Below are 18,933 nucleotides of genomic sequence, written 5' to 3'. Positions count from 1 at the left end.
AAGTGCTCAAGCGCCGCCGACCTGAGGTCCTTGGGTTGGTCTGCGACGTCGAACAGGGACCGTGCCGTAAGATGATGCCGAAACAGACAACCGATGTCGACCGCCTCGTCGGGCTCCGGATCACCGCGCTGCGCAAAGCACGCGGCTTGAGCCAGACCGCGCTCGGGACTGCCGTGGGCGTGACGTTCCAGCAGGTCCAGAAATACGAGAAGGGCCAGAACCGCGTCGGCGCCGGGCGCCTGCGCGAGATTGCCCGACTGCTCGAAGTTCCGGTCTCGGCCTTCTTCGAGGAGGGCGACGGTGCCGCCGCCCAGGAGCAGACCGAGGTGTTCGGCTTCCTGCGCGCCCACGGGGCCGTCGATCTGCTGCGCGCCTTCGCGACGATCGAGGACGACCAGTTGCGGCGCGAGGTCCTGGCGATCGTGCGCAGCGCCGCCCGCCTCGGCCGCAAGAAGGAACCGGAAGTCCTCGACGCCTGACCGCTCTTCGTCGAAGCGGAGGCAGATTCGGATTCGAGAGCCGCAGCCGATGAGCTCGGCTGCGGCTCTCGGCCGGACGGAAGCGGCCCGTTCAGGCAGAGGAACGCGGCCCGCGCTTTCCGCGTGAAGCCATTCCCGCGCGAGATCTCATCCCTCTCGATCCCGGCCCGGTCGGGCGGCGCTGCGGGTGTTTCGGCCCTGGGCTACCCGCCGGCCGTCCCTGAGATCAGGTGGAAGAAGCTGCCCGTGACGCGGCCCTGGCGGTGGCCGGCGAGGCCGAGCGGCACGCCCTCCGCATCCGTCACTTGCGCGAGCGCGAGCGTGTCCTCCGGGTTCGGCGTCAACTCGCTCGCATAGTGGAACTCGTGCCCGACGAGGCGCGTGCCGGCCGCACCCAGCAAGCCGTCGGCGAGGAGATGCGCGACACGGTAGCCGAGATGGAGCTTGCGCCTCCGGTACGAGGTCGCGACCGGCAGCAGGCCGCACATCGGATGGGTCACCCCATCCGCATCCTCCAGGCTCTCGCCCAGAACCATGTAGCCGCCGCACTCGCCGTGGACCGGCCGCGTCTGCGCGAAGCACCGCAGCCCGTCGCGGAAGCGGTGCGCCGCCGCGAGCCGGCCGGCATGCAGTTCGGGGTAGCCGCCGGGCAGCCAGCAGGCGTCGCAATCGGCGCCCGGTGCCTCGTCGGCCAGCGGCGAGAACGGGACGATCTCGGCGCCGGCCGCGCGCCAGCCCGCCAGCATATGCGGGTAGAGGAAGGAGAAGGCGGCGTCCCGCGCCACCGCGATCCGCTGCGCCGGCGGCTTCGGCAGGCCGTTGCTGCCTTCGGGAGCGTGCCCGCCGGCGACGGAAACGATCGCGTCGAGGTCAAGGGAGGCTTCCGCGAGGTCGGCGAGCCGGTCGAGGCGGCTGTAGAGGTCGGCGGTCTCGCCGGCCTGGACGAGGCCGAGATGGCGCTCGGGCAGGACGAGGCTCGCCTCCCGCGGGAAGGCGCCGAGCACCGGCAGCCCGACCCGCGACAGCCCTGCCTCGACGAGGCGGCGGTGGCGTGGGCTCGCGACCTTGTTGAGGATCACGCCCGCGATCCGGATGCGCGAATCGTAGGCCGCGCAGCCGAGCGCCACCGCCGCTGCAGACTGCGCCGCCCCCGAGACGTCGAGCACGAGGAGCACCGGCCAGCCGTAGCGCGCGGCGATATCGGCATTCGCCCCCGTGCGGCCCTCGCCGGCGACGATGCCGTCGTGCAGACCCATCGAGCCTTCGGCGATGACCAGATCCGCATCGCGCGCGCTCAGGCCGGCGCAGGCGTCGAGCAGCGCGTCGGGCATGGCGAAGCTGTCGAGGTTCAGGCTGGGGGCGTCCGTTGCCGCCTCGTGGAAGGCGGGGTCGATGTAGTCCGGCCCGCATTTGGCGCCGCGCAAGGCCACGCCGCGCCGGCGTAGCGCGCGCATCAGCGCGAGCGTCACCGTGGTCTTGCCGGAGCCGGAGCGCGGCGCGGCGACGAGGAGGCCGGGGGCGGAGCTCACGAGGCGGCCTCGTCCGATGTCGCGCCAAGGGCACCGACTGCGCCGACGGCGCCGCGGGGGCGGAAGCGGCGGTCGTAATCGGGAGCGTAAAGCGCGCTCTCGCGGAAATCCGACGGGTCGAGCGCCGGTCCCACCAGGATCAGCGCCGTGCGCTCGATCTTTTCCGCGCGCACCCGCTCGGGCAGGGTGGCCAGCGTCCCCGTCAGCACCTGCTCGTCGGGCCAGGTTGCGCGGAACACCACCGCGGCCGGGCAGTCCGGCCCGTAGAACGGGATCAACTGGCCGCAAGCCTGCTCGACGACGTGGATCGAGAGGTGCAGCGCCAGCGTCGCCCCGGTGGCCGCGAAAGCGGAGAGGGTTTCCCGTTCCGGCATCGGGCTCGCCCGGCCGGAGGTGCGGGTGAGCACGACCGATTGCGTCAGCCCCGGCACCGTCAATTCGCGCCGCAGCAGGGCGGCGGCGGCGGAGAACGAGGGGACGCCCGGCGTCACGGTGTAGGGGATGCCGAGTGCGTCGAGCCGGCGGGTCTGCTCGGCCAGCGCGCTCCAGACCGAGAGGTCGCCCGAATGCAGTCGCGCCACGTCCCGGCCCGCCGCGTGCGCTCGCCCGATCTCCTCCATGATCGCGTCGAGGTCGAGGGGCGCGGTGTCAACGATGCGCGCATCGGGCGGGCACCACGACAGGATCTCGGGTGCCACCAGCGAGCCGGCATAGAGGCAGACCGGACAAGCGGCGATGAGATCGCGGCCGCGCACGGTGATGAGGTCGGCGGCGCCCGGCCCGGCGCCGATGAAGTGGACGGTCATGGCGTCCGCTTACAGCATCGGGCCGGTCGTTGGGGAGAGACGATGATCGCGGATGGCGGACCGGCTCAGCGGGACGCCACCGCAGCCTCGCCCCAGCTCGGAAGCGGGAAAGCCCGGTCGTAGGCCAGGTTGAAGACGAAGGCATAGGCCACGTAGAAGGCCGCAATCGCGAGATCCATCACGAAGGCCTGGGCGAGGCCGATGCCGAGATACCAGGCGATCGGCGGCAGCAGGATCACGAGCAGGCCCGCCTCGAACAGCACGGCGTGTCCCACCCGCAGGGGCAGGCTCTTGCGGGTATGCCCGACCAGCCGCTGCATCGCGCGATCGAAGCCGAGATTGTAGACGTAGTTCCACGCCGTCGCTGCGAGCGCGCTGCCCACACCGATCACACCCATGTCGGCGGTGTGCAGGCCGAACAGCACGGTGCCGAGCGGGATGATGAGTGCGAGGCCGAACAGTTCGAACAGGATCGCGTGGCGGATACGGTCGCGTGTGGTGCGCATGGACTTGCCGGAAAAGCTGGATGCCTGGGTTGGTCCGCTGTCTTCTATCTGTGATACCCCGGATGCCAAGTTGGAACGTATCTGGAATACAGATAGATGGCCGTCTCACTCGATCAGCTTCAGGCCTTCGTGGCCGCGGCCGAGGCCGGATCCTTCTCGGGGGCCGCGCGCGTGCTGCGGAAGGCGCAATCGGCCGTCAGCACCCAGGTGGCGAATCTCGAGACCGATCTCGGGCTGGCGCTGTTCGACCGGACGGGCCGGAACCCGGTGCTGACCCCGGCCGGCGAGCGCCTGCTCCTGGAGGCGCGGGTGGTGCTCGACCGGCGCGAGCATCTGATCGGCGTGGCGAGCAGCCTGGAGCGGCGGGTCGAGAACCGGCTGGTCGTCGCCATCGACGAGCTCTACCCCGAGCACGCGCTGGGCGCCCTCTTCGCCGAGTTCGCTCAGGCCTTCCCCTTCGTCGAGCTGGAACTGCTCTTCCCGCTGATGGAGGATGTCAGCCGCATGGTGCAGTCGGGCGCCGCCGATCTCGGCGTGATGTGGCGACAGGAGGTTCTGCCGACCGAACTCGGCTTCCAGACCATCGGCTGGGTGCCGCTCAAGCTCGTCTGCGGGCGCGACCACCCGCTCGCCAAGGCGCGGGTGGAGTGGGAGGAGTTGAAGCGCCACCGCCAGATCCTCGTGGCCGCGCGCAGCGACGGGCCGGAGAAGCGGCGCCTGCGGGTGGCCGCCGAGGTGTGGTGGGTGGAGAGCCACTGGGTCATTCTGGAGATGGTGAAGCACGGCATCGGCTGGGCCTTCGTCACCGACCACGTCATCGCCGCCTCCCAGACCGCACCGTTCCTCGTCACGCCGGACCTGCAATTCGACCAGGGCGACTGGCCGATCGCCCTGGAACTGGTCTGGCACAAGCAGCGGCCCTGCGGCCCGGCCGCGTCATGGCTGCGCGCGCGCTTCGCCGCGGAGCGGATCGGCGGCCTGTCAGGAGGCGATTGAGTCGACCGAAGGGCGGTCCTCGAACATGGCGAGGGCGCAGGTGGCGCCCGCGCTGGTGATGCGCGGCAGGAGGAGGCGTGCCGCCGGGCCGGCGCAGGCGAGGGCTGCCGCCTCCGCCACCGAGCCGACGCCGCGGCTCGCCTCGATCCGGCTCGAGCGGGTGACGACCCGCGCATCCACCGCCATCAGGACCGCCGCATCGACCCCGGTCGGGATGAAGCCGAAGGCGGCGGCGGCCTCGCGGATCGCCGGTTCGCCGGCCCGGTCCGCGGCGGTGGCGATGGCGGCGAGCCGCTCGGGCGCGAGCCCGGCCTCACGGAGGGCGCGGCGCAGGAGCGCGACGATCTCCGCGGGCGGCGTCGCCCGGCGGAAGCCAAGGCCGGCGACGAGGCGGGGCAGGGTCACGACTTCGTCCAGACCCATTGCGTGATCGGCATGGCCGGCCGCCAGCCGGTGAGGCCGCCGACCGGCACGGCCTGGGCGAACGAGAGCCGGCGCAGAGCGCCGCCGGCCTCACTGAAGGCGGCGAGCAGGGCCGCCTCGCCCTCCAGGGTGACGGCGTTGGCCACGCATCGTCCGTCCGGAGGAAGTGCTTCCCGGCAGGCGGCGAGCAGGCCGGGCTCGGCGACGCCGCCGCCGACGAAGACCGCGCGAGGGGAGGGGAGGCCGGACAGGGCCGCGAGCGAGGCCCCGACGACGACCTGCACCCGCGCGCCGACACCGAGGGTTTTCGCGTTGCGGGCGATCCGCTCGGCCCGATCGGGGCGGCGCTCGACGGCGATCGCGCGGTTGGCGGGGTGGCGCAGGCACCATTCGATCGAGACCGAGCCGGCGCCGGCGCCGAGATCCCACAGGGTCTCGCCGGCCCGCGGGCGGAGCGCCGCGAGCGTCACCGCGCGGATCTCCGCCTTGGTGAGCTGGCCGTCGTTCTCGAACCACGTGTCTGCGAGACCGGGGCTCAGCGGGACGATCCGGGCGCCGGGTCCGGCCTCGACCTCCACCGCGATCGTGTTGAGGGCGGCGATCTCGGTGAGGTCGAAGCCCTCCGCACGAGCGGCGCGGACCCGCTCGTTCGGGCCGCCCATCGCTTCGAGCACGGTGAGCCGTGAGGAACCGAGGCCGCGCTTGACGAGCAGTGTGGCGAGCGCGGCGGGGGTCGCGCCGTCCCAGGACAGGGCGAGGAGGCGGGCGCCGGGCTGGAGATGGGGCACGATGCCGAAGAGGTCGCGCCCGTGAAGGGTCAGGCAGGCGGTGTCGGGCAGCGACCAGCCGAGCCGGGCGGCGGCGAGACTGAAGGCGGAGGGCTGCGGGAAGGCACGGATTTCGGCGGCCGGCACCAGCCGGGCGATCTCGGCGCCGATGCCGTAGTGGAACGGGTCGCCGGTGGCGAGGATGCAGGTGGGATGGCCCCGCCGCGCCAGGATGCCGGGATAGGCGTCCGTGATCGGGCTCGGCCAGGGCCGGGTCTCGGCGGGCAGAGGGCCCGCCAGCGCGAGGTGACGGCGCCCGCCATAGACCACCTGCGCCGCGTCGAGGGCGGCGGCGGCGGCGGGCGAGAGCCCCGCCCGCCCGTCCTCACCGATGCCGACGATGGCGAGCCAGGGGGAGCCCGGCTCGGGAGAAAGCGGCGCGGTCATGGTCCGCGCCGCTGGGGAGTGTTGAGCATGGCGGATGTCTCTGGCGCGAGACGGTCGATCTCGCGGAAAGCCATCCGTTACGCGCGCCGGCCCGGTTCTACCAGGGCCGGCGCTGGCCGAACTCGCCTCAGACCGCCGGACGCACGGCCAGAGGCGCGCCCGCCTCCGGCACCGCCGGTCCGGGCACGCCGAGATAGGCGCGGCGGGCGGGCTTGAGCACGAACCAGGCGAGCGCCGCGACGACGAGGTCGAGGACGATGGCGATGCCGAAGACCGGCACCCAGCTTCCGACCGCGTCGTGGATCAGCGCAGCGACGGGGCCGCCGAGCAGCGAGCCGACACCCTGGGCCATGTAGAGGAAGCCGTAGTTCGTCGTGGCGTGCTTGGTGCCGAACGTGTCCGTGAGGGTGGAGGGAAAGAGCGAGAAGATCTCGCCCCACGCGAAGAACACGAGCCCCGAGAGCAGGGCGAAGGCGTAGGCGTTCTCGCGGAACATCAATAGCATGCCGATGGCCACCGCTTCGAGCGCGAAGGCGACTGCCATGGTGTTCTCGCGGCCGACATGGTCCGAGACCCAGCCGAAGAAGGGCCGCGTCAGGCCATTGGTGATGCGGTCGAAGGTGAGCGCGAAGGGGAGCGCCGCGAAGCCGAACACCATCGCGTCGGCCACGCCGAACTCACGCGCGAAGGCGGCGAACTGCGCGACCACCATCAGGCCACCGGTCGACATCATCGCCATCATGGCGAACATCAGCCAGAACAGCCGGCTTCTCAGCATCTCGGCTGGGGCCACGTCGCGGGCGGCGCTCGCTACCTTGTCGGCGGGGATAGCGGGCGTCTCGCCGGCCTTCGGCGTACGCAGGCCGAGCGCCGCGGCGACGCCGATCACGGCCATGATCGCACCGAACACGAACAGCGTGTGGCGGTAGCCCGAGGCGGCGATCATGTCGGTGATGGGGAAGGTGGTGGCGATGGCGCCCATGCCGTAACCCGCTGCCACGACGCCGGCGGCGAAGCCGCGCCGCTCGGGAAACCAGCGCACCATCAGCCCGACGACGCCGACATAGACGATGCCGGTGCCCAGGCCGCAAAGTAGACCGTAGGTTGCGTAAAGCCCCCACAGCGTGTCGGTGTAGGAGGCCGCGACCCAGCCGAGCCCGGACAGACCGGCGCCGAGCGCGATCATCGCCTTGGCGCTGAAGCGCTCGATCAGCCAGCCCTGCACCGGCGAGAAGAAGGTCTGGAGCACGATTAGCAATGTGAAGGCGACCTGCACGGCGGCGAGACTCGCGCCGGTGGTCGCCTGGAACGGCTTCACGAACAGCGTCCAGACATATTGCGGGCTGGAGATCGTCATCATGACGAGGAGACCCAGGCCAAGCTGGATCCACCGCGTCCGATCGGAAACTGTATGCATCATTCACTCCCTTGCGGCGCCGGGGCTCCGCAAGGGGCGTGCCAGAGGCGAACCTCAGGTTCGCGCGGTGACGAGCCAGCAGGCGGCTCCGAGATCGACCGGCCCGTCGCCGAACCGTTCGACGAAGAGTTGCCTGATGATTTTCAAGGCAGTCTCCTGCAAAGCCGGCTCGCGCTCGCGCAGCAGGCGGGCAACCGGTCCCCGCGTCGCGACGAAGTCGGCTGCGGCCTCGATCGTCTCTCCGACCCGCATCACCCGATCGACCGGCTCGCATTCAATGCCGTGGAAACCGGCTGCCTCAAGAATAGGCAGAAGCGTGTCCGGCGCGGCGAAGCGGAACGGGCCGGGTGCGCCAGGCTGCGGCGGCTCGACCTCGGGCAGGAGCGGCAGCACGGCGTCGCGGGGAACCGTGACCCAGGCATTCTCCGCCAGGCTGCGCCAGCAGAGGAAGCTCAACCGTCCGCCGTCGGCAAGGGAGCGGCGGATATTGGCGAAGGCGGCAGCGGAATCCTCGAAGAACATCACACCGAAGCGGGAGAGGGCGTGATCGAAGCGCCCGTCGAAGGCGTGATCCTGGGCATCGGCGCGAAGCCACGCGATCGGGGCGGCGCTCGGCGCCTCCCGCGCCGCCCGATCGCGGCCGACCGCCAGCAGCGGTTCCGATAGGTCCGCACCGGTGACGTGGCCGCCGCTTCCGACCTGCCGCGCGGCGATGAGTGCGGTGTCGCCCGCCCCGCAGCCGATATCGAGCACGCGCTGGCCGCGCTTGAGCGCGGCCCTGGCGAACAGCGCCTCGGTGAAGGGCGCGAAGGCGGTATCGAGCGCCTGGTGGTAGGCGGCCCAGCGCTGTCCGACCTCGCCGTTCCAGTACTCGCTCTGGTCCTTGTTCAGGGTGCTCATCCTCTGTCGTCTCACTCCGTTTCCAGGCCGTCGTCTCGGGTCTCACCCCATCCCTCATCGCGAGGCGAAGCCGACGCGATCCAGGGCACGCGACCTGTCCGGAAGGGTCGCGCCCGGGATGCTTTCGCTCCGCTCGCCATGACGGACCGCGATGCCGAAGCCCGCGCGCGGATGCCGTTCTACTTCGATTCCGCGGCCAGGGCCTCGAAGGCGGTCGCCACCGCGATGGCGCCGGGATCGGGATGGCCCTTCAGGTCGCTGCCGGCGAGATAGCTGGAGCGGCCGGTGCCCGCCCGCTCCATCCCGGCGGTCGCCTCCGCGCCCGCGCGGGCAGCCTGCGCCGCCGCGCCGATCCCGGAGGCGGCCAGCGCCTCGATTGCCGGAATCGCCGCGTCGAGCATCGTGCGGTCGCCCGGGCCGGCACCGCCGACCTCGCGCACCCGCTCCACGCCAGCGGCGCAGGCTGTCGCCCAATCGGCACCCGCTGCGAGAGCCGCGCCGGCGGCAGTGAAGAAGATCGAGAGCAGCACCCCGCTCGATCCACCGGTGGCGCGCCCGAGGCGATCGCCCAGCGCCCGACAGAGCGCGGCGGGCTCGGCCTGGGGCAGACGGACGAGATCGGCCAGGACGGCGCGTGCGCCCTCGGCGAAGGTGGAGCCTGTATCGCCGTCACCCACCCGCGCGTCGAGGGCGTTGAGCGAGGCCTCCGCCGCGATCAGGGCCCAGCACACCGCCTCGATCCGCGTGGCGACGCCCGGATCCCGCGAGGGCGTCAGCACCGGCTCACCGGAGACGCCCTCCGGCAGCGGCCGGACGACCGGCTCGCGCAAGGCCCGCGCCCGCGGCCAGGCGGCGACCGGCGTCTCTGCGAGAAGCGCCGCCTCGATGGTCTCGTCCAGCACCAGGAAGGTGAGGGAGGCGCCATGCATGTCGAGCGCGGTCATGACCGGGGCGGGGCCGAGCAGCACCCGCACGCGCCGCCCAAGTTCGGTCGCGAGCACCGCCTTCGTCAGAACCGCCATCTCCAGGGCCGTGGTCGAGCCGAGATTGTTGACGAGGAGCGCGAGCCGCTCGGCCCCCGCGATGGGAGCAGGAAAGCGCGCGGTCATGCGCACGGCGAGCGCATCGGCGCGGGGCAGGTCGATGCGCTCGATGCCGGGTTCGCCATGGATGCCGAGACCGAGTTCCGCCTGCCCCTCGGCCAGGCGCGGTTCCGGTGTCGTGCCGGGCATCGTCGCGGTGGAGACGGCGATGCCGAGGGTGCGTACCGCGCCGGCCGTGCGCCGGGCCAGCGCCGCCACCTCCTCCAGGGAAGCGCCCGAGGCGGCGGCGTGGCCCGCGGCTTTGTGGACGAGGAGCGTGCCGGCGAGCCCCCGCGGCCGGGCGGCGTCCGGCAGGGCGATGTCGTCGGCGACCAGCACCGTCTCGACCCGGCGGCCGAGCGCTCGGGCCCGCTCGGCAGCGAGGCCGAAATTCAGCCGGTCGCCGGCATAGTTCTTCACGATGAGGACGCAGCCGGCCTCGCCCGTCACCGCCAGGATGCCGGCGAGCACGGCTTCGACGGAGGGCGAGGCGAACACGTCGCCGCACACCGCCGCCGCAAGCAGGCCGGGCCCGACGAAGCCGGCATGGGCCGGCTCGTGCCCCGAGCCGCCGCCGGAGACGACGGCGACTTTGCCGGGTTCCGGCTCGGCCCGCAGCACGACGCGGATCTCGGGGTAGCCGTCGAGCCGCGCCAGCGCTCCGCCGCTGCCCGCGACGAGCCCGTCGATAGCGTCGGTGACGAGGCCGGCGCGGTCGTTGATGAAGTGGGACAAGGCGGTGCCTCCCATCATGCCCGCTTGTCGGGCGGGCGTTTGCGCGGAAGGTATCGCGTGCCTCGGGTGGTGTAACCCTGGCCCGCCTCAGAGTCCCGCCGCGCCGCCGTCTGAGCGCGGATCGTGCGTTGCTTCGATCCGTCCGTCCTTGATGTGGCGCACCAGCATGCCGGCATGCCCGAGCGAGTCGATATAGGCACCGCCCAGCTCTTCGATGTCGTGGCCGAGGCGCCGGAGCGCTGCGATGCAGCCCGGATCGAAGCGGTCCTCGACCTTCACGCTGAGCGACTCTGCGCCCCAGGTGCGGCCGTAGAGCAGGCGCGGCGCGTCGACGGCGTCGGCCACCGACATTTTGTAATCGGCGTAGCGCGAGAAAATCTGGGCTTGGAATTGCGGCTGCCCGTCGCCGCCCATGGAGCCGTAGGACATCACCCGGCCGTCGTCGAAGGCGGCCAGCGCCGGGATCAGGGTGTGGAACGGGCGCCGGCCCGGCTCCAGCGGGTTCACCGCGTTCGGATCGAGCGAGAACGACATGCCGCGGTTCTGCCAGCAGATGCCCGTCGCAGGCAGCACCGTGCCGGAGCCGTATTCCCAGTAGACCGACTGGATGAAGGACACCGCCATGCCCTCGTTGTCGATGGCGCCCATCCAGACGGTGTCGCCCTCGCCCGAGCGCACGGGGATGCTCGCCGCGCGCGCCATGTCGATCAGCGCCGCCTCGCGGTCGAGGCGCTTGGCATCGAGGAAGGCGGCCGGGTCGCCTTTGAGGCGGTCGAAATCGGTGACGAAACGGTCCCGGATGGCGAAGGCGCGCTTCGTCGCCTCGATCAGCCCGTGATAATGCGCGGTGCTCTCCGGCTCGGCGATGTTCAGCCGGTCGAAGATCCCGAGGATGATCAGCGCCGCGAGACCCTGGGTCGGCGGCGGGAAGTTGTAGAGCGTGGCGTCGCGCCGACGCAGCATCAGGGGCGCCCGCTCCTTGGCCGAATAGGCTTCGAGGTCGGCGCGGGTCACCGGCGCGCCGAGGCGCTCCAGATCGGCAGCGATCTCGCGGCCGATATCGCCGCGGTAGAAGTCGTCGAGCCCGGCATGGACGAGTTGGGTCAGGGTGTCGGCGAGCTGCGGCTGCGCCCGGACCGCGCCCGCCGCGTAGGGCTTGCCGTCATCGAGATAGGTCGCTGCAAAATTCGGGGCGTCGTGGAGCGTGTCGAGTTCCTTCGGCACGTAGCGCGCCTCCGAGGCCGAGACCGGGCAGCCGGCGCGGGCGTGGCGGATCGCGTCGGCGAGGATCGCGTCAAGGGGCAGGCGGCCGCCGAAGGCACGGGCCATGTCGAGGGCAAGGCGCCAGCCGCCGACCGTGCCGGCCACCGTCACCGCCGCATCGGGGCCGCGGGAGGGGATCGCCTCGAGGCCCTTCTCCCGGTAGCGGGCGCGGGTGGCGAGCCGGCCGGCCGGGCCGCAGGCCTCGATGCCGCGCACCCGGCCATTCTTTTCCCGGATCAGCCAGAAGCCGTCGCCGCCGATGCCGTTCATGTGCGGGTAGACCACCGCGATCGCCGCGGCCATGGCGACCATCGCCTCGATGGCATTGCCCCCCTGCGCCAACACGTTCTGCCCGGCCGTAGCCGCGAGCGCGTGGGGGGCGGCGACGGCCGCATGGGCGAAGACGGGCGTATCGGGCATGATCGGACTCTGACGAAACCTGAGGTCGGCCGGGACGCGGCCGAGAAGCAGGATCAGGACCACGCGCAGACGCGCAGGGCAACCGCCACGCTTTCGGTGTCCGCGCAGCCCGGGCATTCGCCGGCCGCGCAACCGGCTTCCCTGCGGCCGAGGCTTCCTGATGTCTGCGATTGAGGGTTGCTCGAGGCGATCGGATTCCCGGAATGCTGAAATGGTTCCGGTCGTGCTTGTGCCTTTTTACGAATGTTGCAGAAAAGAAACTGCACGGCTGCGGGCAGGATGACATGATCGTCCTCGCGATTCGGCAGGTATCTCCACACATGAAGCCAAACGACCGGGCGATCCTACAGGATCGCGTGAGAACACTTGTCTTGCGCCATGCTCTCGAAGCCGCACTTCAGCGGTTGGCCGATCTTTCCGGTGCGCGTGCCGAGGAAGAACTGTTGCGGCTCGAGCATTCCATTGTGCTGGCGACGCGCCGCGTCTGCGAGATTCCCGGCAACGTGCAACTCGCCGCCCTGGTCGCGGTCGAGGATGCGGTGGCGGCCATCCGCACCGCGTTCGACACGGTGCACAGGCGGATCGAGGCGGCGCCGGCCGTGAACCCCGCGGCACCGACAGCCCTGGCAGCCTGAAACGCGACGATTTCGCTGCCGGCTCACGCCCACGGCGATTGAATTGCCGTCTTGCCATGGGCATATCGCCCCCGCTTTTCGCGTGTTCGGCCGAACACCCGCCGCGTCCGCGCAGGCGTTCCGGTGCGGCACGCCAGACGGGGAGTAAGCTTTTGAGCGAGACGGTAGAGCGGCACGAATTCGGTGCCGAGGTCGGGCGCCTGTTGGATCTCGTCGTCCACGCGCTCTATTCCGACCGCGAGATCTTTTTGCGCGAACTGGTGGCCAATGCTGCCGACGCGACCGACCGGCGCCGCTTCGAGGCGCTGACCAACGAGGCCCTGGCGCTCCCCTCCGACGCCCGGGTGCTGATCGCCCCCGACAAGGCGGCGCGCACGCTCACCATCTCCGATTCCGGCATCGGCATGAGCAAGGAGGATCTGGCCCAGAACCTCGGCACCATCGCCCGCTCCGGCACCCGCGCCTTCTCCCAGGCGCTCGGCGAGACCAAGGGCGGCGAGGGCGAGGATCTGCGCCCGAGCCTGATCGGCCAGTTCGGCGTCGGCTTCTACTCCGCCTTCATGGTGGCCGACCGCGTCACCGTCACCTCGCGCCGGGCGGGCGCGGACGAGGCCTGGACCTGGGCCTCCGACGGCAAGGGCAGCTACACCCTGGAGCCGGCCAGCCGCGAGCAGGCCGGCACCGACATCGTACTGCACCTCAAAGAGGACGCCGACGAGTATCTGGAGAGCTACCGGCTCGACCACGTCGTGCGCAAATGGGCCGACAACATCGCTGTGCCGATCGCGATCCGCGACGCGGAGGGCAAGGAGGAGGCGGCCAACCGCGGCACCGCCCTCTGGCGCAAGCCGAAATCCGAGATCACCGAGGAGCAGTACAAGGAGTTCTACCGCACCGTCAGCCACGGCTTCGACGAGCCCTGGGCGACGCTGCACTGGCGGGCCGAGGGCGCACTCGAATTCACCGGCCTCCTGTTCGTGCCAAGCATGAAGCCGTTCATGGCGATGGAGGATGACCGGCGCTCCAAGGTGCGGCTGCACGTGCGGCGCATGTTCATCACCGACGAGGCCGAGTTGCTGCCGAACTGGCTGCGTTTCGTCCACGGCGTGGTCGATACCGACGATCTGCCGCTCAACGTCTCCCGCGAGATGCTGCAATCGACGCCGACCTTGCAGAAGATCCGCCGCGCCGTGACCACCCGCGTCATCAACGAGCTGTCGAGCCGCTCGAAGAACGCGGAGAAGGCCGAGGAATACCAGAAGTTCTTCGAGAATTTCGGCTCGGTGCTGAAGGAAGGCATCTACGAGGATTTCGAGCGCCGCGCCGAGATCGCACCGCTGCTGCGCTTCCGCTCGTCCACGCAAGAGGGCTGGACCTCGCTGCCCGACTACGTCGCGCGGATGAAGCCGGAGCAGGAGGCGATCTACTACCTCGTCGCCGACGACGTGGAGGCGCTCAAGAACTCCGCCCAGCTCGAAGGATTCCGTGCCCGCGGGGTCGAGGTGCTGCTGCTGTCCGACCACGTCGATGCGTTCTGGCCGGAGCAGTTGGGCAAGTTCGAGGACAAGCCTCTGCGCTCGGTCACGCAAGGCTCGGCCGACCTCGCCAAGCTCAAGCCCGAGGGCGAGGCGGCTGAGGAGGCGCCCCCGGCCGACAAATTGGTGGCCGCCCTCAAGCTCGCGCTGGAGCCCGACGTCTCCGACGTGCGGACCACGGACCGCCTTGTCGACAGTGCCGTGGTGCTCGCCGCCTCCGGCATGGGCCCCGACCTGCAGATGCAGCGCCTGCTGCGCCGGGCCGGCCGCGGCTTCGGCGGCTCCGCGCCGATCCTGGAGATCAACCCGCGCCATCCCCTGATCCGGTCGCTCAACGACCGGGCCGAGGCCGGCGAGGATCTGAAGGCCGAGGCCGGCACGCTGCTCGACCTCGCCCGCGTTCAGGATGGCGACACGCCGCGCGATCCGGTGGCCTTCGCCCGTGCCGTCGCGGCGGCGCTGGCGGGCACCCCCGCCAAGCCGGCGTCGTAAGGGCTCGGGGAAGGGGCGGGATGCGGAAGGTTTAGAGCATCGTGCTGGACATCAGATCCAGCACGATGCTCTATCCTCTTATGTCCGCATCGTCTTTTTCCGAAAGCCGGTGGCCACCTTCCGGGACGATGCTCTAGATCCGTGTCCCGTCATCCCGCGGCGGCGCACCGCAGCGGAAGCGGGCGACCCGCCAGCGGTCGCCGTGCGCGTTCTGCCACGCCGCCATCTGCGGCTGGGCCACCGAGAGGCATTGCTGCGGAGTGACGATATCTTCGTTGAAGCGGTGAACCCGCATGACGCAGTGAGTGGGGTTCGCGACCATGCAGGTCAGGAAGTAGAGGCCGTAGAGCATGCGTGGAGGCTCCGTGGTGGCGTGGGTCTCTCCTCCCGAGGGCGCTTCTTGCTGAGTGTGCGTCTTGATCGTCCGGTTTGCGTCATCGCAACGAGCGTGCCGGAGGTTCCCGCCTCGCATGCACAGATTGCCTGTGACGCTTGCGTGCAACGCCCACAATTTCGTGAGCGACGGCCGAAGAACCTGCCCGGCCTCCGCCATGGCCTGCCGGGCCGGCAACGTTGACAGTCCTCCGGTATCCGCGCGAACACCGCTGCCATGGCCGCCGACCTCTCACCCGATCCGCAGACCGCCCGCCTCGACCGCCGGGTGACCTGGGCCGTGATCGCCCTCGTCGCCGCGACCGTTCTGATTGGAGCCCTGGGGCCGCGCCCCGCCCATCACGCCGCCCCGGCCCCGCTCTCGGATCCGGCACAGAATCCGAGCTGCGCCGAGTGGGGCGACGGCTGCAAGGTCTGCCGCCGTATCGGGGAGGAGGTCGCCTGTTCGTTGCCGGGCATCGCCTGCACGCCCGGTCCCATGACCTGCCTGGGCAGCGCCGGAGAGCCGTGACCCGGAGCCGTGGAGGAGGAGGGCTGGCTGTCTGACGGGAGGATGCGGGCAAACGAGCCGGTCTTGCGCTTCGCGCCGAGCCCGAACGGCCGCCTGCATCTCGGCCACGCCTATTCCGCGCTTCTGAACGCGCACATCGCCGAGCGGCTCGGCGGCCGTCTGTTGCTGCGCATCGAGGATATTGATCTCGGCCGGTCCCGGCCGGAATTCGTGGCCGGCATCCTCACCGACCTCGATTGGCTCGGGCTGCGCTTCGAGGCGCTCGTCCGCCGCCAATCCGAGCATTTTCCGGACTACGCTGCCGCGCGCGATGCATTGGCAGCCCGCGGCCTGATCTATCCCTGCTTCTGCTCGCGGGGGCAGATTGCGGCGAAGGTCGCGGCCCGCGCGGCAAGCGGCGAATGGGCGCCGCGCGATCCTGACGGCGCCCCCCTGTATCCAGGCACCTGCCGCCACCTGTCGAACGACGAAGCGACGGCGTGCCGCGAGCGGGGGGAGCCGCATACCTGGCGCCTCGACATGCCGGCAGCGCTTCGTTCCGTTTCCGAACCACCCGTCATCCGCCGCTTCTCACCCGATGACGGCGCTCTGGAGACTGTCGCCGCCGCGCCGAGCCGATGGGGTGACGCGGTGATCGTCCGGCGCGACGTGCCGACGAGCTACCATCTCGCGGTCGTCTGCGACGACGCTCTGCAGGGGATCACCCATGTGGTGCGCGGGCAGGATCTGGAGGCGGCAACCGATCTCCACGCCTTGCTGCAGCGCCTCTTAGGCCTTCCGTCGCCGGCCTATCACCACCACGCCTTGATCCGAGACGAGGACGGCGAGAAGCTCGCCAAGTCGAAGAGCTCCGAATCCCTCGCCGACCTGCGCGCCCGTGGCATCACCGCCGAGGATGTACGGACAGGGCTCGGGTTTTGAACCTTTGGTTGATCCAGCGTCTCACCGGGGCTTGTGCCACATCGGTCCTTCGGGAATCCGTGAGGGGCGGCGGGCGGCCGTCAGGGGGCCAGGCACGATGCGATTGTTTCGCGCGATCCTGATTGTGTCGGCCTGGGCGCCCGCCGCACCGATCTTTCCTCTGCGTGTCACCGCATCGCGTCGCGCTGCGCCATGGCTGTCGCGGTCTTCGACTTCTGCATCGTCGCCTCGGTCTGGTCGCGCTGGCGCTTGAACTCGGCGAGCAGGCGCCCGTCGAGCTCGCGCCCGCGGGGCACCCGGATCTTCATCGGATCGACGAAGTGGCCGTTGATGATCACCTCGTAGTGCAGGTGGGCGCCGGTGGAGAGACCGGTGGAGCCGACATAGCCGATCACCTGCCCCTGTCGGACACGGCTGCCCGCGCTGACGCCGCGGGCAAAGCGCGACATGTGGTTGTAGGTCGTGACGTAGCCGTTGATGTGCTGCACCTCGACCCGGCGGCCGTAGCCTGAATCCCATTCCGCCTTGATCACGGTGCCGTTGCCGGCGGCCACGATCGGCGTGCCGATCGGGTTGGCCCAATCGACGCCGGTATGCAGCTTGGCGTAGCCGAGGATCGGGTGGCGCCGGTAGCCGAAGCCCGAGCGCATGATGCCGTCGGCGATGGGCTTGCGGATCAGGAACTTCTTCAGCGAGCGGCCCTGCTCGTCGAGATAATCGATCGAGCCGTCGTCCGGTGACTGGAAGCGATAGACCTTGCGCGACTCGCCCCCGAGATTGAGCGCCGCGTAGAGCAGTTCCGGCCGCTCGGAGGCGCCGGGTCCGGCTTCCTCGTCGTAGGTGTAGAACAGGTCGATCCCGTCGCCCGACGAGATGCGGCGCTGGAAGTCGATGTCGTAGCTGAAGATCCGGACGATATCCTCGACCGTTGAGCGCGGCACCTCGTGGCGCGCCCCGGTCTCGTAGAGGCTCTGGTAGAGCCGCGGGCCGTTGCCCTCGTCCTCTTCCTCGTCGTCCGGCGTGTCAGCTTGAGCCTGCTCTCGCGAGCGTCCCCGCGACTCGTCTACGGGCGGCGCCACGGGCACGAAGGCGCCGTGATCGTTGATCGCCGCGATCGCCTGGACGCCGCTCTCGCCGAACAGCACCACCCGGGTCACCTGCCGCCCGTCGCCGGGTTTCGGGCCGGGCGCGATCTGCAGGCGGAATTGCTGGCCTTCCGACAGGCCCGCGACCTTGGCCCGGCCGCCGAGCGCCGTGACGATACCGGCAATCGCTGGATCGGAGGCGTGCCCCGTGGCTTTCAGAACGCCGTCGAGCGTCTCGCCGCGTTTGAGCGCGAGGTCGCGCTCCTCCACGAGCGGCGCCTCGCCTGAGCGGAGCTCCACCTTGGCAAGCTTCGTCACGTTCTCGGGGACGACGAGCACCTCGATCGACTTGAACGGGCTGTTGTCCTCGCCGAGCTTGCCCTTTCCGTTGCTTTCCGAAAACCCACCGAAGGCCGAGCCCTGCTGCAGGGTGCGCGAGAGCAGGATCTGGGGCGCCAGCGGCAGGGCCGTGCGGCGTCCGGCTTCCGCCGCGAGGCGCCGTTCTTCGTCGATCTGGGCGGTCACGTCCTCATCCGAGAGGGCCGGCGCCGCCGGATCGATCGCGATCTCGGCGAGGTCGCGCTTAACCACAGTGACCTCGGCCCCCGGCGCGTCCGCGGCGCCGGGATCGGGCGCGCGCTCCTGCGGCTCGTCGGAGACGAACTTCATCGGATCGAAGCGGGGGATGTCGCTGGCGAACACGCCCGTCGACATCGACAGGTTGGACGAGATCCGGACAAACGGCCGGACCTTGATGATCTCCCGGTCGCCGAGCCGCACCGTCACCGGCGTGCGGAAACTCTGCTTGGCCGAGGCGATCATCAGGTTGCGCACCAGCCGGTCGCCCTTCTGCGCCGAGGCGATGCCGGCTTCCTCGATGGCGGGCGCCTGCGTCTGCGGACGGGGGCCGAGATTCGGCCGGTCTGACACGGCGGCGAGCGATACCTCGCCCTGGAGCGAGACGTGAATCGCCGCGCCCATCAGGAGCACGCCGGTGATGCCGGTGAGCGCGCTGGCACAGAGCCAGCGCAGGTTGACGTCGCGGCGGTCGATTTGCCGGGCGTCCGCACCCAGGAGGTTGAGCGGCGGCTCGACGCCGCGCGGCAGCGTCGGCGGGCGCTGCTTCGCCGTCCCGGCCGTTCCCCCGATCTTCAGTCGCTCGCGCGTCACGGACTTCCTCTGCGTCGGCGCTTCGGACCGGATGATGCCGCTTCGTCCTACCAGACTCGCGCCATGCGAGCGACAGGGGAGTTCGAGGCATGAAGGGTGGCCGACCGAACGGATGTCCGAGTCCAGCATGTCCAGATTGAGGCGACCGTGCACCCGTCGCTGACACGGTCCCGTCCGACCTGTCGCACGGCCGTGATGTTGGCGTGATGAGCTGCGGAACTTTTTTCGATCTGGCCGTTGACGCCGGATCGGCGACCCCATAAATGCTGCCTCACCGACGGGGCGCCGCGGTCCACCGGTTGGTGGGGCGGGGGTTCTGGCGGTCTTCGGGATTGTTGGTGGAGCGGAGCTGATCCGGGTGACTGGATCGGGCGATCGCTGTCCTTGTTGTCCCGGGGTGTTGGTCGTCTCCGGCGCTGTT

Annotated in this window: 17 protein-coding genes; 6 read left to right on the top strand and 11 right to left on the bottom strand. The window is 70.5% G+C overall.

Translation table 11 applies throughout. The features are described from left to right. The first annotated feature begins 71 nt into the window (after positions 1-71). Positions 72-479, top strand: a complete 408-nt coding sequence (locus MFF24_RS19605; RefSeq protein WP_108938971.1) for a helix-turn-helix domain-containing protein — start codon at positions 72-74, stop codon at positions 477-479. A gap of 203 nt (positions 480-682) precedes the next feature. On the opposite strand, the gene MFF24_RS19600 is transcribed toward MFF24_RS19605, so the two are convergent. The 3 genes from MFF24_RS19600 to MFF24_RS19590 form a co-directional block, all read right to left on the bottom strand. Further along, on the bottom strand, positions 683-2,008 hold the full coding sequence (locus tag MFF24_RS19600) for a cobyrinic acid a,c-diamide synthase CobB (RefSeq protein WP_238226607.1): 1,326 nt from the start codon (positions 2,006-2,008) through the stop codon (positions 683-685). Next, entirely contained in the window at positions 2,005-2,814 is an 810-nt protein-coding gene (cobM, locus tag MFF24_RS19595) for a precorrin-4 C(11)-methyltransferase (protein WP_238226605.1), read from the bottom strand. Before cobM ends, MFF24_RS19600 begins: the two co-directional genes overlap by 4 nt. A 65-nt stretch (positions 2,815-2,879) precedes the next feature. After that, positions 2,880-3,320, bottom strand: coding sequence for a PACE efflux transporter (locus MFF24_RS19590; RefSeq protein ID WP_166058617.1), 441 nt, complete (start codon positions 3,318-3,320; stop codon positions 2,880-2,882). Between the two features lie 96 nt (positions 3,321-3,416). On the opposite strand from MFF24_RS19590, the gene MFF24_RS19585 reads away from it, so the two are divergent. After that, the gene (locus MFF24_RS19585) at positions 3,417-4,316 is read left to right on the top strand and encodes a LysR family transcriptional regulator (RefSeq protein WP_108938967.1); all 900 of its coding nucleotides are present in this window, start codon (positions 3,417-3,419) and stop codon (positions 4,314-4,316) included. Here the strand turns inward: MFF24_RS19585 and MFF24_RS19580 are convergent. The 6 genes from MFF24_RS19580 to MFF24_RS19555 form a co-directional block, all read right to left on the bottom strand. Further along, the gene (locus MFF24_RS19580) at positions 4,302-4,739 is read right to left on the bottom strand and encodes a cobalamin biosynthesis protein (RefSeq protein ID WP_238226604.1); all 438 of its coding nucleotides are present in this window, start codon (positions 4,737-4,739) and stop codon (positions 4,302-4,304) included. The genes MFF24_RS19585 and MFF24_RS19580 overlap by 15 nt on opposite strands. Continuing rightward, a complete protein-coding gene (gene cbiE / locus MFF24_RS19575) occupies positions 4,718-5,953 on the bottom strand; it encodes a precorrin-6y C5,15-methyltransferase (decarboxylating) subunit CbiE (protein ID WP_238226602.1) in 1,236 nt (411 codons plus the stop codon). Before cbiE ends, MFF24_RS19580 begins: the two co-directional genes overlap by 22 nt. A gap of 127 nt (positions 5,954-6,080) precedes the next feature. Beyond that, the gene (gene oxlT / locus MFF24_RS19570) at positions 6,081-7,370 is read right to left on the bottom strand and encodes an oxalate/formate MFS antiporter (protein ID WP_238226600.1); all 1,290 of its coding nucleotides are present in this window, start codon (positions 7,368-7,370) and stop codon (positions 6,081-6,083) included. Between the two features lie 54 nt (positions 7,371-7,424). Then, a complete protein-coding gene (locus MFF24_RS19565) occupies positions 7,425-8,270 on the bottom strand; it encodes a class I SAM-dependent methyltransferase (RefSeq protein WP_238226597.1) in 846 nt (281 codons plus the stop codon). A 179-nt stretch (positions 8,271-8,449) separates the two neighbouring features. Next, positions 8,450-10,087, bottom strand: coding sequence for a dihydroxyacetone kinase subunit DhaK (locus MFF24_RS19560; protein ID WP_238226709.1), 1,638 nt, complete (start codon positions 10,085-10,087; stop codon positions 8,450-8,452). A gap of 87 nt (positions 10,088-10,174) precedes the next feature. Beyond that, entirely contained in the window at positions 10,175-11,770 is a 1,596-nt protein-coding gene (locus MFF24_RS19555) for a gamma-glutamyltransferase family protein (protein WP_238226595.1), read from the bottom strand. Positions 11,771-11,973: 203 nt separating this feature from the next. On the opposite strand from MFF24_RS19555, the gene MFF24_RS19550 reads away from it, so the two are divergent. Both MFF24_RS19550 and htpG read left to right on the top strand, forming a co-directional pair. Then, positions 11,974-12,405 (top strand): hypothetical protein, encoded by a 432-nt coding sequence (locus MFF24_RS19550; RefSeq protein WP_238226593.1) that lies wholly within the window; start codon positions 11,974-11,976, stop codon positions 12,403-12,405. 152 nt (positions 12,406-12,557) lie between these two features. Further along, positions 12,558-14,432, top strand: coding sequence for a molecular chaperone HtpG (gene htpG / locus MFF24_RS19545; protein ID WP_133091318.1), 1,875 nt, complete (start codon positions 12,558-12,560; stop codon positions 14,430-14,432). Positions 14,433-14,565: 133 nt separating this feature from the next. Here the strand turns inward: htpG and MFF24_RS19540 are convergent, their stop codons facing one another. Further along, complete coding sequence (locus MFF24_RS19540; RefSeq protein ID WP_017486666.1) at positions 14,566-14,784, bottom strand: hypothetical protein; 219 nt, start codon at positions 14,782-14,784, stop codon at positions 14,566-14,568. A 258-nt stretch (positions 14,785-15,042) separates the two neighbouring features. On the opposite strand from MFF24_RS19540, the gene MFF24_RS19535 reads away from it, so the two are divergent. Continuing rightward, positions 15,043-15,336 carry a hypothetical protein gene (locus MFF24_RS19535; RefSeq protein ID WP_238226591.1) on the top strand — a complete coding sequence of 98 codons (294 nt, stop codon included), beginning with the start codon at positions 15,043-15,045 and terminating at the stop codon, positions 15,334-15,336. 42 nt (positions 15,337-15,378) lie between these two features. Next, positions 15,379-16,257 carry a tRNA glutamyl-Q(34) synthetase GluQRS gene (gluQRS, locus tag MFF24_RS19530; protein ID WP_238226589.1) on the top strand — a complete coding sequence of 293 codons (879 nt, stop codon included), beginning with the start codon at positions 15,379-15,381 and terminating at the stop codon, positions 16,255-16,257. Positions 16,258-16,424: 167 nt separating this feature from the next. Here gluQRS and MFF24_RS19525 read toward each other — a convergent pair whose 3' ends face one another. Continuing rightward, complete coding sequence (locus MFF24_RS19525; RefSeq protein WP_238226588.1) at positions 16,425-18,512, bottom strand: M23 family metallopeptidase; 2,088 nt, start codon at positions 18,510-18,512, stop codon at positions 16,425-16,427. Between the last annotated feature and the right edge of the window lie 421 nt (positions 18,513-18,933).

It is taken from the genome of Methylorubrum aminovorans (assembly GCF_022179725.1).
Lineage (GTDB): Bacteria > Pseudomonadota > Alphaproteobacteria > Rhizobiales > Beijerinckiaceae > Methylobacterium > Methylobacterium aminovorans.
The sequence above is the reverse complement of the archived record's forward strand: the minus strand, read 5'-3'. Positions and strand labels throughout refer to the sequence as shown.